At 71.4% G+C, this 15,256-nt stretch carries 13 protein-coding genes and 1 pseudogene; 4 read left to right on the top strand and 10 right to left on the bottom strand.

Translation table 11 applies throughout. From position 1 onward, the window contains the following. The coding region (locus GRC12_RS18655) for a diaminobutyrate--2-oxoglutarate transaminase family protein (protein ID WP_208780440.1) at positions 1–1,092 on the bottom strand (1,092 nt) is incomplete at its 3' end. A 283-nt stretch (positions 1,093–1,375) separates the two neighbouring features. Here GRC12_RS18655 and GRC12_RS18650 point away from each other — a divergent pair. After that, a complete protein-coding gene (locus tag GRC12_RS18650; RefSeq protein WP_208780436.1) occupies positions 1,376–2,608 on the top strand; it encodes a trypsin-like serine peptidase in 1,233 nt (410 codons plus the stop codon). 43 nt (positions 2,609–2,651) lie between these two features. Then, a pseudogene (locus GRC12_RS18645) lies at positions 2,652–2,897 on the top strand (hypothetical protein); the annotation flags it as partial. Between the two features lie 62 nt (positions 2,898–2,959). Here GRC12_RS18645 and hflX read toward each other — a convergent pair. The 6 genes from hflX to miaA all read right to left on the bottom strand — a co-directional run bounded on the left by hflX (position 2,960) and on the right by miaA (position 11,371). Further along, the gene (hflX, locus tag GRC12_RS18640) at positions 2,960–4,453 is read right to left on the bottom strand and encodes a GTPase HflX (protein WP_208780435.1); all 1,494 of its coding nucleotides are present in this window, start codon (positions 4,451–4,453) and stop codon (positions 2,960–2,962) included. A gap of 134 nt (positions 4,454–4,587) precedes the next feature. After that, positions 4,588–6,114 carry a M1 family metallopeptidase gene (locus GRC12_RS18635; RefSeq protein ID WP_208780434.1) on the bottom strand — a complete coding sequence of 509 codons (1,527 nt, stop codon included), beginning with the start codon at positions 6,112–6,114 and terminating at the stop codon, positions 4,588–4,590. Between the two features lie 360 nt (positions 6,115–6,474). Beyond that, on the bottom strand, positions 6,475–8,580 hold the full coding sequence (locus tag GRC12_RS18630; protein WP_208780433.1) for a RelA/SpoT family protein: 2,106 nt from the start codon (positions 8,578–8,580) through the stop codon (positions 6,475–6,477). 298 nt (positions 8,581–8,878) lie between these two features. Continuing rightward, positions 8,879–9,775, bottom strand: coding sequence for a diaminopimelate epimerase (gene dapF, locus GRC12_RS18625; RefSeq protein ID WP_208780432.1), 897 nt, complete (start codon positions 9,773–9,775; stop codon positions 8,879–8,881). A 45-nt stretch (positions 9,776–9,820) separates the two neighbouring features. After that, entirely contained in the window at positions 9,821–10,324 is a 504-nt protein-coding gene (locus tag GRC12_RS18620; protein WP_208780439.1) for a hypothetical protein, read from the bottom strand. A 108-nt stretch (positions 10,325–10,432) separates the two neighbouring features. Then, complete coding sequence (gene miaA / locus GRC12_RS18615) at positions 10,433–11,371, bottom strand: tRNA (adenosine(37)-N6)-dimethylallyltransferase MiaA (protein WP_208780431.1); 939 nt, start codon at positions 11,369–11,371, stop codon at positions 10,433–10,435. A gap of 182 nt (positions 11,372–11,553) precedes the next feature. Between miaA and GRC12_RS18610 the strand changes: the two genes are divergently transcribed. Continuing rightward, positions 11,554–11,829, top strand: a complete 276-nt coding sequence (locus GRC12_RS18610) for a hypothetical protein (RefSeq protein WP_208780430.1) — start codon at positions 11,554–11,556, stop codon at positions 11,827–11,829. A gap of 61 nt (positions 11,830–11,890) precedes the next feature. After that, entirely contained in the window at positions 11,891–12,160 is a 270-nt protein-coding gene (locus tag GRC12_RS18605; protein ID WP_208780429.1) for an antitoxin, read from the top strand. Positions 12,161–12,307: 147 nt separating this feature from the next. Here the strand turns inward: GRC12_RS18605 and GRC12_RS18600 are convergent, their stop codons facing one another. The 3 genes from GRC12_RS18600 to GRC12_RS18590 all read right to left on the bottom strand — a co-directional run bounded on the left by GRC12_RS18600 (position 12,308) and on the right by GRC12_RS18590 (position 15,216). Then, a complete protein-coding gene (locus tag GRC12_RS18600; RefSeq protein ID WP_208780428.1) occupies positions 12,308–13,021 on the bottom strand; it encodes a class III extradiol dioxygenase subunit B-like domain-containing protein in 714 nt (237 codons plus the stop codon). 213 nt (positions 13,022–13,234) lie between these two features. Further along, positions 13,235–14,764 carry a tRNA (N6-isopentenyl adenosine(37)-C2)-methylthiotransferase MiaB gene (miaB, locus tag GRC12_RS18595; RefSeq protein WP_208780427.1) on the bottom strand — a complete coding sequence of 510 codons (1,530 nt, stop codon included), beginning with the start codon at positions 14,762–14,764 and terminating at the stop codon, positions 13,235–13,237. Continuing rightward, positions 14,761–15,216 carry a MazG nucleotide pyrophosphohydrolase domain-containing protein gene (locus GRC12_RS18590; RefSeq protein WP_208780426.1) on the bottom strand — a complete coding sequence of 152 codons (456 nt, stop codon included), beginning with the start codon at positions 15,214–15,216 and terminating at the stop codon, positions 14,761–14,763. Before GRC12_RS18590 ends, miaB begins: the two co-directional genes overlap by 4 nt. Between the last annotated feature and the right edge of the window lie 40 nt (positions 15,217–15,256).

Here is a 15,256-nt window from a genome sequence, read left to right as displayed (position 1 = left end):
CCCCCGCACCTCCCCCACACACGCGAACTCCCGGCCGAGCTGCCGGAGTTGGTCCTGCATCCGGGTGCCGAGCGTTGCCGCTCTGGCGGCGAGGTCGTTCTCGCGGACGTAGGAGAGGGTCGCCGTGCCCGCGGCCATGGCGAGTTGGTTGCCGCGGAAGGTGCCGGCGTGGGCGCCGGGAGGCCAGACGTCCAGGTCGTCCCGGTAGACGATCACCGCGAGGGGGAGGCTGCCGCCGATGGCCTTGGACAGGACCATGACGTCCGGGGTGATGCCGCTGTGCTCCACCGCCCAGAAGGTCCCCGTGCGGCCGACGCCCGTCTGGACCTCGTCCGCGATCAACGGAATGGCCCGGGCTGCCGTGACCTCGCGCATCCGCCGCATCCAGACGTCCGGCGCGGGAATCACACCGCCCTCGCCCTGGACGGGCTCGAGGATCATCCCGGCGGGGTGCGGCACGCCCGACTTGGGGTCGTCGAGGACGGACTCCGTCCAGCGGGCGGCGAGTTCGGCACCCTGATGTCCGCCGATGCCGAAGGGACAGCGGTAGTCCTGTGGGAAGGGCAGCCGGGCGACCCGTACGTCGGGGGCGCCCCCGGATGCGGCCAGGGCTCCGGCGGTCATGCCGTGGTAGGCGCCGGTGAAGGCCATGATCCCGGTACGGCCGGTAGCGGCCCGCACGAGTTTGAGCGCGGCCTCCACCGCGTCGGTTCCGGCCGGCCCGCAGAACTGCACGCGCGCGTGGTCGGCGAGCCCGGAGGGCAGGGTGCGGAACAACTCGGTGACGAAGGCGTCCTTGACGGGTGTCGCCAGGTCGAGGACGTGCAGGGGTGCGCCCGAGTCCAGGACCTTGCGGATGGCTTCGAGCACGACGGGGTGGTTGTGGCCCAGGGCGAGAGTCCCGGCGCCGGAGAGACAGTCGAGGTAGCGGCGCCCGTCGGCACCCTCGATGGTGAGTCCCCGTGCACGCACGGGAACGATCGGCAGGGCACGCGCATAGGTGCGCGCCGCCGACTCGCGCGCCGACTGACGACGCAGGATCCCTTCGTACGCGCCTCGCGCCGACACGGAGACCCCGTCGGCCGCGCCGATTCCCTCGGACGCACTCCCCTCATACGCAGTCTCGGCCACGACCTCATGTCCTCCCGCTGGGGACCGCCCACGGACAGCAGAACCCCCACCGCTACCAACCCCCTTCGCCGCACCGGGTTACGGGTCGCTTCAAGATCCTTTCCGTGACGGAACCGTTGCCGTTCCGTGGGAAGTCCCCCACAGCGAGCACATAGTGTGTGATGCCGTTCCACACGGGCCCGGTACGGCACACGGGCCGGTACGGCAGAAGCCCGGCGCGTTCATCTCAGGGGGAGTTCAGACCATGCGATCCATACGGCCGTCGTTCCACGTCCGGCGAGGCGGGGGTGCGAGTCGCAGGACCACCCCCGTGTTCGCCGCCGTTGCGCTCTCCTCGGTGCTCGCGCTCACCGCGACCGCCTGCAACGGAAACGACACCAACGCGGGTGGTCAGTCCTCCGCGTCCGCGTCAGACCCCGCGAGCAGCGGCGACGGCAAGATCAAGATCCCGGACGACATCAGGAAGAAGCTCAAAGAGCACGGGATCGACATCGACAAGTGGAAGAACGGCGCCTGGAAGAACTGGAACAAGGACGACTGGCTGCGCGAGGCCGACGATTTCATCAACCCGATCATCAAGGGCCTGTGGAACACGGACCGGATGCGGCGGGCCAACGACCCGGACAAGAGCGTCGACAACAACGACCTCTCCGGTGACCAGGGCGTGACCGACCCGACGCCCGCGCCGGTGGACGCGAAGGCCGTCGCGCCTACGTACCACGCCAACGCGGCGACCTCCGGCAAGGTGTTCTTCGACTCCCCCCAGGGCACGATGGTCTGTTCGGCGACGGTCGTGCAGGACCCGGCCCACCCCGGCAAGTCCAACCTGATCTGGACGGCGGGGCACTGTGTGCACGCCGGCAGGAAGGGCGGCTGGTACCGCAACATCGCCTTCGTGCCGTCGTACAACGACTCGGGCAGGACGGCGGCCGAGTTGCAGAACGCCACCCGGGAGCAGGTGGCTCCCTACGGCGTCTGGTGGGCGGACTGGGCGCAGACCTCGCAGCAGTGGATCGAGCAGGGCGGTGAGACGGGCGGCGACGGTGCACCGTACGACTACGCCGTCATCCATGTGACGCCGGAGAAGGGCGGCAACGGCAAGTCACTTCAGGAGACGGTCGGTTCGGCGCTTCCTGTGAACTTCAACGCCCCGGCGGTGCCGAAGGTTCCCAGCATCACCGCGACCGGTTACCCGGCTGCGGCGCCGTTCGACGGACAGAAGATGTACCGGTGCACGGACAAGCCGGGACGGCTGTCGCTGAACGCCTCGGCGCCGACCATGTACCGCATCGGCTGCACCATGACCGGCGGTTCCTCGGGCGGCGGCTGGGTCGAGACCGGCTCGGACGGCAAGCCCGCGCTGGTGTCGAACACCTCGATCGGCCCGGTCAGTTCGGGCTGGCTGGCGGGACCGCGGCTGGGTGACGTGGCCAAGGGCGTGTACGCATCCGTGAGCAGGAAGTTCGCCGGTCAGTGACCGGCCGGTAGGCACAGGCGGGGTCGGGGCGTCTCACAGAATCAAGTGCATCGACCGGCCCGGGCGGCTGTCCCTGAGCCCGTCGCTGCCGACCATGTACCGCATCGGCTGCACCATGACCGGCGGTTCGTCCGGCGGCGGCTGGTTCCGGGTGGTCGGCGGAAAGACCGAACTGGTGTCGAACACCTCGATCGGCCCGACCACCAACACCTGGCTGGCGGGTCCGCAGCTCGGCAAGGGCGCCGAGACGCTCTACCAGAATATGAGCAGGACGTACGGCGGTCGGTGACCCCGGGACATGGCGAAGGCCCGCCCTCCGATCACTCGGGGGGCGGGCCTTCGCGCTGTCGGTCAGACCGCGGGGACGGGCACGTACGGCGCGAGGTCCGCCGCCAGTTCCTCGTGCACCCGCGCCTTGAGCAGGGTGCCCTCCGGGGTGTGCTCCTCGGAGATCACCTCGCCCTCGTCGTGCGCGCGCGCCACCAGCTTGCCGTGGGTGTACGGCACCAGTGCCTCGATCTCGACGGACGGCCGGGGCAGCTCGTTGTCGATGAGGGCGAGCAGTTCGCCGATGCCCTGGCCGGTGCGCGCCGAGACGGCGATCGAACGCTTCTCGACCCGCAGCAGCCGCTGCAGGGTCAGCGGGTCGGCCGCGTCCGCCTTGTTGATCACGACGATCTCCGGTACGTCGACGGCGCCGACGTCCCTGATCACCTCGCGCACGGCGGCGAGCTGTTCCTCCGGGTTCGGGTGCGAGCCGTCCACCACGTGCAGGATCAGGTCGGACTCGCCGACCTCCTCCATGGTGGAGCGGAACGCCTCGACCAGGTGGTGGGGCAGGTGGCGTACGAAGCCGACGGTGTCCGCCAGCGTGTACAGCCGGCCGCTCGGGGTCTCGGCCCGGCGCACGGTCGGGTCCAGGGTCGCGAACAGGGCGTTCTCGACCAGCACGCCCGCGCCCGTGAGGCGGTTGAGCAGGGAGGACTTGCCGGCGTTGGTGTAACCGGCGATGGCGACCGACGGCACCTTGTTGCGCTTGCGCTCCTGGCGCTTGATCTCGCGGCCGGTCTTCATCTCCGCGATCTCCCGGCGCATCTTCGCCATCTTCTCGCGGATCCGCCGCCGGTCCGTCTCGATCTTGGTCTCACCGGGACCACGGGTGGCGAGGCCGCCGCCCTTGCCGCCGCCCATCTGCCTCGACAGCGACTGACCCCAGCCTCGCAGCCTCGGCAGCATGTACTGCATCTGCGCGAGCGCCACCTGCGCCTTGCCCTCCCGGGACTTGGCGTGCTGGGCGAAGATGTCCAGGATCAGGGCCGTACGGTCGATGACCTTGACCTTGACGACGTCCTCGAGGTGGATGAGCTGGCCGGGGCTGAGCTCACCGTCGCAGATCACGGTGTCGGCGCCGGTCTCGACGACGATGTCCCGCAGCTCGACCGCCTTGCCGGAGCCGATGTAGGTCGCCGCGTCGGGCTCGCTGCGGCGCTGGATCACGCCGTCGAGCACGAGCGCGCCGGCGGTCTCGGCGAGGGCGGCGAGCTCCGCGAGGGAGTTGTCCGCGTCCTGGGCGGTCCCGGAGGTCCAGACGCCGACGAGGACGACCCGCTCCAGCCGCAGCTGGCGGTACTCGACCTCGGTGACGTCCTGGAGCTCGGTGGAGAGCCCGGCGACACGGCGCAGGGCCGCGCGCTCCGAGCGGTCGAACTGGTCGCCGTCCCGCTCTCCGTCGATCTCGTGGCTCCAGGCGACGTCCTCTTCCATCAGGGCATCGGCCCGAAGACCTTCGGGATAGGTGTGCGCGAAGCGCTGCGTGTCCTGGGAAGGGGATGAAGAGGAGGTCATTGGATCCTTACGTCGATGGGCAGTGCGTCTGCGGCGTCGTACTGAACAACGCACGAGTGCCCCGGGAGATTCCCGAGTCCCGTGCCGCGCCGACCAGAAGATGGTCGCACGGTACGGGACGCCTCGTCATCGCCTTATTTCCGCGCTCCCGCCTTGCCGGGCGGAACCGACCGCCAGTCCGGGTGTCCGGGCATGGGCGGGGTCTTCTCGCCGTACAGCCAGGCCTTGAAGAAGCCGCCGAGGTCACGTCCGGAGATGTCGGAGGCGAGCCGTTCGAAGTCGGCGGTGGTCGCGGTGCCGTCGCGGTGCAGGGCCACCCAGGCGCGTTCGAGGCGCTCGAAACGCTCGCGGCCGATCTCCTGGCGCAGGGCGTAGAGGGCGAGGGCGGCGCCGTCGTAGACGTTCGGGCGGAAGAGGCTGATCTTCTGGCCGGGGGCGGGTGCCTTGGGAGCGGCCGGCGGGCCTCCGGCCGCGCGCCAGCGGTCGGAGAAGGCATACGCGGCCTTCATGCGCGCCTCCATGGGCTTGCCGGCCTTCTCCTCCGCGTACAGGGCCTCGTACCAGGTGGCGTGTCCCTCGTTGAGCCACAGGTCGGACCAGGTGCGGGGGCTGACGCTGTCGCCGAACCACTGGTGGGACAGCTCGTGCACCATGATCGACTCGACGTACCACTTGGGGTAGGCGGGCTCGGTGAAGAGCTCTCTCTCGAAGAGAGAGAGTGTCTGCGTCTCGAGTTCGAAGCCGGTGGTGGCCTGGGCCATGAGAAGGCCGTACGTCTCGAAGGGGTACGGGCCGACCTTGCTCTCCATCCAGGCGATCTGGTCGGGTGTTCTGGCGAGCCAGGGTTCGAGCGCCTTGACGTCCTTGGTGGGGACGACGTCGCGTACGGGCAGGGCGTGGGGCCCCTCGCGGTGCAGGACGGTGGAGTGGCCGATCGACACCTGGGCGAGCTCGGTGGCCATCGGGTGCTGGGTGCGGTACGTCCATGTGGTGGACCGGCCGACGCGGTCGACGCCGGCGGGCAGACCGTTGGCGACGGCCGTGTAGCCGTTGGGCGCGGTGATCCGGATGGTGAACATCGCCTTGTCGGAGGGGTGGTCGTTGCACGGGAACACCAGGTGCGCGGCGTCGGCCTGATTGGCCATGGCGAGGCCGTCCGAGGTGCGCACCCAGCCGCCGTCCTCGTCCCCGGACTCCGTGGGGTCGCTGGTGTGCCGCACGGTGATCCGTGTCCAGCTGCCCTCCTGCAGCGGCTCCTCCGGTGTGACGACGAGGTCCTCGCCGGCGCCGGCGAACGAGGCGGGCTCACCGTCGACCTCGACGGACTCCACCTTGCCGTGCGCGAAGTCGAGGTTCAGGCGGTCCAGGTCCCGGGTGGTCCAGGCGTCGATCGTGGTGACCGCCTGCAGGGGCTTGCTGTTGGAGCCGGAATAGGTGAAGGAGAGGTCGTACGACGCCACGTCGTACCCCGGGTTGCCGAGGTACGGGAAGAGACGGTCACCGACGCCCAGCGGCGCCGGTGGGGCGCTCGCGGCGAGAAGGCAGACGGAGACGGCGGAGGCGAGCACCGCGGCCGCCTTGAGTCGGCGGGGCTTTCCGGTGAGGGGGGCGACGGCACGCGCGCGCGTGGAGGCCGCCAGAGCGCGGGGGGTGAGCAGCATGGACCACGGCTACCAGCGCGCACCCGCCCCACGGAGCCGACGCGCGCCCGTACCACCCGAACGGGTCGGAGGCGCGCACGCATGCGCCGCACGCCGGGCCCGCACCTCGCGCTCCGCTCTATCTCACCGCGCGCCCCTGCCCTCCGCCGCGCGCCCGACCCGCACCACGCACTCCCCTTCACCGCGCGCCCGACCCGCACCACGCGCGCCCCTCCCCTTCGGCGCACGCCGGGCATGTGCGCCGTACGCCTCCCATGCTCAAGGGCCAAGCGCGCCCCCGTGCCAGAAGCGGGTGGCTCCGCTCAGCGCAGTGGGAGGCCCCACGCGCGCGTGGCACCTGTCAGGCGGGAGGCCGCAGTCTCACGTGTTGGATGGGTGCGGCTGGGTTCGGTTCACGTCGTACACGCCTGGCACGTTGCGCATGGCCCGCATGAGGGCCGGCAGGAGGGCCGCGTCCGGGAGTTGGACCGTGTACGTGTGCCGGACGCGCTGTTGGGTCGGGGGTTCGATGGTCGCGGAGACGATCTCGGCGCCCTCGAGGGCCATCGCCTCCGTGAGGTCCGCCAGGAGGTGCGGGCGGACGAACGATTCGGCGAGCAGGGTGACCCGGCACTCGGTGGTGTCGCCCCAGCGCACCCCGACCTCCGCGCGCCCCCCGCTCTTCATCCGCGCCACGGCGGCGCATTCGAGCCGGTGAACGGTGACCACTCCACCGCGCACGGCGAACCCGGTCACCTCGTCGGGCGGCACGGGCGTGCAGCAGCCGGCCAGGCGTACCGTCGCGTCGGGCTGGTCGACGATGACGTCCGCCTCGGGCCGGGCGGCCGCCCCCTCGGGCATGGGGCGGGGCGCGGACGAGGGCTCGGCGTTCTCCGCCGTGTCCGTGTGCGCCGGATGGGCCGCCAGCCAGCGCTGGATGGCGATGCGGGCAGCCGGCGTGTGGGCGTGCTCCAGCCACTCCCTGGAGGGCTCGGAGGCGGGGTCCTGCCCCATGAGCAGCTGGACGGTGTCGCCGTCCCGCAGCACCGTGCTCAGCGTCGCCAGGCGGCCGTTCACACGAGCGCCGATGCACGCGTGCGCGTCCTCGCCGTACTGCGCGTACGCGGCGTCCACGCAGGTGGCGCCCTCGGGCAGGCCCAGTGTGCCGCCGTCGGGGCGGAAGACGGTGATCTCGCGGTCCTGGGCGAGGTCCTCGCGCAGGGTCGACCAGAAGGTGTCGGTGTCGGGAGCCGCTTCCTGCCAGTCGAGGAGGCGGGAGAGCCAGCCGGGCCGGGTCGGGTCGGCGCGCTCGCCGTCGGCCGGGTCGTCGGGGGCGGGCGCGTACGGGTTGCCCAGCGCGATGACGCCCGCCTCGGCGACCTTGTGCATCTGGTGGGTGCGGATGAGGACTTCGGCGACCTGGCCGTCCTGGCGGGCGACCGCGGTGTGCAGCGACTGGTACAGGTTGAACTTCGGTACGGCGATGAAGTCCTTGAACTCCGAGACGACCGGCGTCATACAGGTGTGGAGTTCGCCGAGGACGCCGTAACAGTCCGCGTCCTCGTTGACGAGCACCAACAGCCGGCCGAAGTCCGTGCCACGCAGCTCCCCGCGCTTGCGGGCGACGCGGTGCACGGAGACGAAGTGCCGTGGCCGGATCACGACTTCGGCCGGGATGTCGGCGTCGCGCAGCACGCCGCGCACCTCGTCGGCGATGTCGGCGAGCGGGTCGTCCGCGCGGGAGGCGTTGTCGACGATCAACTCCCGCGTGTGTTCGTACTCCTCGGGGTGCAGGATCGCGAAGACCAGGTCCTCCAGCTCGGTCTTGAGCGCCTGGACGCCGAGCCGTTCGGCGAGCGGGATGAGGACGTCCCGGGTGACCTTGGCGATGCGGGCCTGTTTCTCGGGGCGCATGACACCGAGGGTCCGCATGTTGTGCAGCCGGTCGGCGAGTTTGATCGACATCACCCGGACGTCGCTGCCCGCGGCGACCAGCATCTTGCGGAAGGTCTCGGGCTCGGCGGCGGCGCCGTAGTCGACCTTCTCCAACTTGGTGACGCCGTCGACGAGATAGCGGACCTCGGCGCCGAACTGCTCCCCGACCTGATCCAGCGTCACGTCGGTGTCCTCGACGGTGTCGTGAAGCAGAGAGGCGGTCAGGGTCGTTGTCTCGGCGCCGAGTTCGGCGAGGATCAGGGTGACCGCGAGGGGGTGGGTGATGTACGGCTCGCCGCTCTTGCGCATCTGGCCGCGATGCGAGGACTCGGCCAGCACATAGGCGCGGCGCAGGGGATCGAGATCGGCGCTCGGATGGTGCGCACGGTGCGCGTCGACGACATGGCTGATGGCGTCGGGCAGCCGGTCGCGGGCGGCGGGGCCGAGCAGGGCGGCGCGTCCCAGGCGGCGCAGGTCGATCCGCGCCCGCCAGCGCGCCGCCGGGCTCGATACCGGACCTGGGGTCGCGGGATTCGTGGCCTCCGCACTCATGGGCACCTCCGGCTGCGTGGACCGGCGGACGGGGTGCCCCAGGGCGGACACGGCTCAGGGGGTGGCAACGGTCCCCCGTCCGGGCCGGTGCTTGATGCTACCGAGCCCATCACGCGCGTCTGACCGCCTCTCGCCGAGCGTGAAACGGATCACCCATTCGAGCGAAGGTCCGCAGGTTTACGGTTTCGCGCCACGCGAATGGCGGATGGCTGTGATTTCGAACTTCCGCACGGCACCTCAGTAGTTGACACCTGCACCACTGGACGCGTGCGCCTGCGATCCGAAGCCCGGACGGAGCTCAGCGGAGAAACGATTCCAGCCACTCGGCGTCGATCTCGCCCTCGGCGACGATCACCGCGGGACCGGTCATCTCGATCTCACCGTCGGGCCGCTCGGTGATCACGAGCGTTCCGCCGGGCACGTCGACGGTGTACGTCACCGGTGTCCCGGTGACCGCCGGGTCGGCGCCGTCGCGGCGGGCGGTGGCCACGGCGACCGCGCACGCGCCCGTGCCGCACGACCGGGTCTCGCCTGAGCCGCGCTCGTGCACGCGCAGGGCGACATGGCGCGGGCCGCGGTCGACCACGAACTCCACATTCACCCCGTCCGGGTAGGCGGAGGCCGGACTGAAGGGGGGCGGCGCGTACAGGTTCCCGGCGTGTGCGAGGTCGTCCACGAAGGCCACGGCGTGCGGATTGCCCATGTTCACGTTCCGCGCGGGCCAGCTGCGCTCGCCGACCCTCACCGTGACGTCCCCCTCGGGCAGCAGCGCCTTGCCCATGCCGACGGTGATGTCACCCACGGACCCGCTGCCGGACGCGGTCTTGGCGATGTGCACGGTCTTGACTCCCCCGCGCGTGGCCACCGCGAGATCGCCCTCGGCGACATGACCGGCGCGCTGGAGGTAGCGCGCGAAGACGCGCACGCCGTTGCCGCACATCTCCGCGACCGAGCCGTCGCCGTTGCGGTAGTCCATGAACCACTCGGCCTCGGAGGCCATGTGCCGCGCCTCGGGATGGGCGGCGGATCGCACGACGTGCAGCAGACCGTCACCGCCGATGCCCGCCCGGCGGTCGCACAGGGCGGCGACGGCGGCCGGGGGCAGCTCGATGGTGTTCTCGGGGTCCGGGACGATCACGAAGTCGTTCTCGGTGCCGTGGCCCTTGAGGAAGGCGATCCGCGCGCGCGTGCTCATGCCTCGATCGTACGGCGCCCCTCGGACAGCGCCGAAAGGCACCGTCTACCGCAGCCGGGCGACTCTCCACACGGCGAGCACGATGATCGCGGCGACCACGACGACGTACGCCAGGATCACCCGCCAGTCCGGTCTGCGGCCGGAGCCCCGCTGCGGCAGCCCGGGCCAGGTGTAGCCCACCCGGCGGGCCGCCATCATGCCCCAGCCCGCCGCGCAGGAGCAGATCAGCAGGCCCAGCATGGCGATCACCGCGCCGCTGTCGCCGAAGTCGAAGGCGAGCGGGAAAGCGAACATCAGGGAGCCGACCGCGGCCAGGGCGACGATGGGGGCGAGCTGCCAGATGCGCAGCCTGCGCTGCGGGCGCAGCTCGACCTCGACCTCGGGCCCGCCCGCGAACATCTCCTCGGGCTCGGGGCCGTCGGCGGTCACTCCGCCCTGCATCTCGTCGGGGCCGTCGGGGCTCAGACGATCCTCGTCCTGCTCCGGCTCACCGCTGTCGACGGTGAGGGGCTCGGTGCCTTGTGCAGTGTCGCGAGGGCCGGCCTCCATCGCCACGCGCCCTCCCAACTCGGACTCCACTTGGTCGATCGAAGCTCGATGATGGCACGGCGCCGGAGGCCCGGACGGCGGCCTGAGCGTCCCGATGCCATGACGTGATCAGGCTGTAACCGGTCGTTCGACCAACGCCAGTGCGAGCCGCGGAAGTTCTGTGACGTCCGCCGCAGCCCCACTGAGCCAGTTCACCCGTGGGTCGCGCCTGAACCAGGAATCCTGGCGGCGCGCGAAGCGCTTGGTGGCGCGCACGGTCTCGACCCGCGCCTCTTCCAGCGTGCACTCCCCCGAGAGCGCCGCGAGCACCTGCTGGTAGCCCAGCGCGCGCGAGGCCGTACGCCCCTCGCGCAGGCCGCGCGCCTCCAGCGCGCGCACCTCGTCCACGAGCCCCGCGTCCCACATGCGGTCCACCCGGCGGGTGATGCGGTCGTCGAGCTCGGGGCGGGCCACGTCGACGCCGATCTGAACGGTGTCGTAGACCGAGTCATGGCCGGGCAGGTTGGCGGTGAAGGGGCGGCCGGTGATCTCGATCACTTCGAGTGCACGGACGATACGGCGGCCGTTGCTCGGCAGGATCGCCTGCGCCGCCCCGGGGTCGGCTGCGGCCAGACGCGCGTGCAGCGCGCCGGAACCACGCAGCGTGAGTTCGTCCTCGAGCCGGGCCCGGACCTCGGGATCGGTGCCGGGGAACTCCAGGTTGTCGACGGCCCCGCGGACGTACAGACCGGAACCGCCGACCAGGACGGGCCAGCGGCCCTCGGCGAGAAGGGCGTCGATACGCGCGCGGGCGAGCTTCTGGTACTCGGCGACGGACGCCGTGACCGTCACGTCCCAGATGTCCAGGAGGTGGTGCGGGACGCCGCCGCGCTCCTCGGGCGTCAGCTTGGCGGTGCCGATGTCCATCCCCCGGTAGAGCTGCATGGAGTCGGCGTTGACGACCTCCCCGCCCAGGTGCTGGGCGAGGAAGACGCCCAGATCGGACTTTCCGGCCGCGGTGGGGCCGACGACGGCGATGACTCGGGGGGCGGGGGGTGCGCTGCTCACCGGACCAGTCTCCCAAACGCGGGGAGCACTCCTCGAACGAGTTACGTGACGGGGCGTGGCCGAGGTCGTTGCCCGTTGCGAGGTTTTCGCCGCCGCTTTCCGCGAGCGGCGAGCCGGGCGACGCGAACGGGCGCACCGGACGACGCGGGATTTCCCCCGCACGAGTAACGTATGGAGTGGATATGGGCGTTTTCGCACGACTTCTCCGGAGGTCGAAGGCCACGGAGGAGGCGTCAACCGCGGCGGCTCAGGACGGCACACCGACGGCGCAGTCCGAGGCGGTGACGGAAGGGCCGGCGGAGGCCAAGGAGTCCGCCGAGGCCAACGGGCCGGCGGAGGCCGAGCGGACGACGGGCGAGGCTGAGGGGGACACCTCCGGCGAGAGCGTCGAGATCCCCCAGCAGCAGTCCGCCGAGGAGGCTGCCGACAGCGAGGCCGGCGAGGGCGCCCGCACGTGACAGCGCCGCGCGCGAGCGCCCCGGGAACGGCCAACGGCCCGGGCTACAGGGAAGGTGGACCATGGGTCTCCTGCACAATCTGAAGGCCAAGCTCTCCCCGGCGAAGGACAAGGTCTCGGGCCTCGCGCAGCAGCACGGGGACAAGATCTCGCACGGTCTCGACAAGGCCGCGAAGGTGGTCGACGAGAAGACCAAGGGCAAGTACAGCGACAGGATCCGGACGGGGACGGGCAAGGCCAAGGGCGCCATGGACCGGCTCGCGCACAAGGGCGACACGGGGACGGGCACCGGCACGGTGCCGCCGGACACCCCGGCACCGCCGGCTTCCTGACCTTCCCGGCGCATCGACGGACGGCCGCGGGGCCGAGGGCTCCCGGCCGTCCGCCGTTCCCGCGATCGGCGCGGCGCCACCGCGCGGTCACGCCCGCCATCCCGCCATCCCCCACGGAAAGGTCCCTACGACCCTACGGACAGGTCCCTACGACCAGGTGGCGACCACGTACCCGACCCCGTACGGCGCGTCCTCGTACAGCAGCGCACCCGTGAGGTCCCCGCCCTCGGCGGCGCCCGCGAGGACCTGCCAGGGGGCCCGGCCCGACGCCTTCAGCTCGTACGCCAGCTCGGCGTCCAACGCCCTGAGGGCCGCCACGTCGGCCGCGCCCAGGGCACGCGCGACCTCCGCGTCGAAGGGGGCCGCCCGCTCGTCGAGGTAGCCGGGTGCCTTGAGCGTGCGGCAGGCGCTGGCGTCGCCCATCACCAGCAGCGCCACCCGCTCGGCCCGGGCGGCGATGTCCCTTCCGACTTGAATACACCGCTCGGCCTCGAGAGGTTCCCCCACGCCGAGTCCCTCGATCGGGGCGTCGGCCCATCCGATCCGTTGCAGCAGCCAGGCGGCGACGGCGAGGGAGGGCGGAAGTTCGCGCTCGGCGTCGATTCCCTTGTCCGCGCCCAGCCGGACGCCGATGTCCACGCCGAAGCCGCGGAAGGAGCCCGGCGTGCCCTCCGGGTGCGTGCCGCGACCGTTCTGCTTCGCGGGGCCGACCACCACGAGCAGGTCGGGCCGGGACGCGGCGAGCACCCCGAGCGCGTCCGCGCACGCGGTCCGCGCACCGTCCAGTTCCGGGGCGGCACCCGCGGCCACCTCGGGCACGAGAAGAGGCGGACAGGGACAGACGGCGGCGGCGACAAGCATGATCGGCAGGGTAACCCCGTACGACGGCGACGGGCACCCACGCGCGCACCGCGTCGCGACAGCGTGCCGGCCGCGCCAGTCCCAGCCGCGGCCAACGACCGCAGCCGACATCACTCCACGCGCTACCGGTGCCTAGAGTCGGCGTCAGCCCCGCGCACTACCAGCGCCCACGGCCGAGGTCATCACCCCACGGCCGATACCCGGAAACCGCCGTCAGTCGCAGCCGCAGCCGCTCGCCGCGGCCACCGGCAGCGGCTCCGGGGCGCCGATCTTCGGGAGGCCCAGCATCACGCCCGTCGGCTTCGCGGTCTGTGCCGCGTTGCGCTTCTCCCACGCGTCGCCCGCGCGCGTGCGGCGCACATCGAGGACGGCGCCCTCGGCGAGGAGGTGGTGCGGGGCGGCGTACGTGATCTCGACGGTGACGACGTCGCCGGGGCGGACCTCCTGGTCGGGCTTGGTGAAGTGGACCAGGCGGTTGTCGGGGGCGCGGCCGGAGAGGCGGTGGGTGGCGCCGTCCTTGCGGCCCTCGCCCTCGGCGACCATCAGCTCCAGGGTGCGGCCGACCTGCTTCTTGTTCTCCTCCCAGGAGATCTCCTCCTGGAGGGCGACGAGCCGCTCGTAACGCGCCTGGACGACCCCCTTGGGGATCTGGCCGTCCATGGTCGCGGCCGGGGTGCCGGGACGCTTGGAGTACTGGAAGGTGAAGGCCTGCGCGAAGCGCGCCTCGCGGACCACGTGCAGGGTCTGCTCGAAGTCCTCCTCGGTCTCGCCGGGGAAGCCCACGATGATGTCGGTGGTGATCGCCGCGTGCGGAATCGCGGCCCGCACCTTCTCGATGATGCCGAGGTAGCGCTCCTGCCGGTAGGAACGGCGCATCGCCTTCAGGACGGTGTCCGAGCCGGACTGCAGGGGCATGTGCAGCTGCGGCATCACGTTCGGCGTCTCGGCCATCGCCGCGATCACGTCGTCCGTGAAGTCGCGGGGGTGCGGCGAGGTGAAGCGGACGCGCTCCAGGCCGTCGATCGTGCCGCAGGCCCGCAGCAGCTTGCTGAACGCCTCACGGTCGCCGATGTCGGAGCCGTACGCGTTGACGTTCTGTCCGAGGAGGGTGATCTCGGAGACGCCCTCGGCGACCAGCGCCTCGATCTCGGCGAGGATGTCACCGGTGCGGCGGTCCTTCTCCTTGCCGCGCAGGGCCGGGACGATGCAGAAGGTGCAGGTGTTGTTGCAGCCGACGGAGATCGAGACCCAGGCCGCGTAGGCGCTCTCGCGCCGGGTGGGCAGCGTGGACGGGAACGCCTCCAGGGACTCGGCGATCTCGACCTGCGCCTCCTCCTGCACGCGCGCGCGTTCCAGCAGCACCGGCAGCTTGCCGATGTTGTGCGTGCCGAAGACGACGTCCACCCAGGGCGCCTTCTTCACGATGGTGTCCTGGTCCTTCTGCGCCAGACAGCCGCCGACCGCGATCTGCATGCCGGGCCGCGAGGCCTTCTTCGGGGCGAGCCGGCCGAGGTTGCCGTACAGCCGGTTGTCGGCGTTCTCCCGCACGGCACAGGTGTTGAAGACGACGACGTCCGCGTCGCCGTCGGAACCCTCGGGGGCGCGCACATAACCCGCCTCCTCCAGCAGCCCGGACAATCGCTCGGAATCGTGGACGTTCATCTGGCACCCGTAGGTACGCACTTCGTAGGTCTTGGGTCCCTGGACGTCCACTGCGAGGCTCCGGTCGCTGCTGCTGGTCATGCGTCAAGGGTAGGCGCTCCCGTGAACCCCTCGTCCCGGGATTCTCCCGGTGCCCCGCCCGGCACCCAGCCCTGCCGCCGCAGCACCCCCGACACGTCCGGCGCCTCGTAGTGCTCGCCCTTGAGGACCTTGCCGTCGGCGCGGCGGGCGACGCGGCCGTCGGGGCCCAGCTTGGTCATGTTGGAGCGGTGGATCTCGGCGATGACGGCGTCGAGGTCGATGCCGTGGACGAGGGCGGTGCCGTACGCCACGTACACGACGTCGGCCAGTTCGTGCGCGAGCCGGTCGAGGGGGCCGGTCACCGAGACCTCGGCGACCTCCGCGGCTTCCTCGGCGAGCAGTTCCCGCCGGTGGGCGGCCAGCCGGGGCGGGACCTCGGTGGGCGTGGTGCGGGCGTCGAGCCCGACGGCGAGGTGGAACGCACGGACCAGATCGGCGGGCGATGAGCTCATACGGCGACTGTATCGGCCGCCACTGACAGCGCTCCCGTGC

This window comes from Streptomyces griseorubiginosus (assembly GCF_017614965.1).
GTDB classification, from domain to species: domain Bacteria; phylum Actinomycetota; class Actinomycetes; order Streptomycetales; family Streptomycetaceae; genus Streptomyces; species Streptomyces griseorubiginosus_B.
This window is presented reverse-complemented; position numbering and strand designations above follow the sequence as displayed.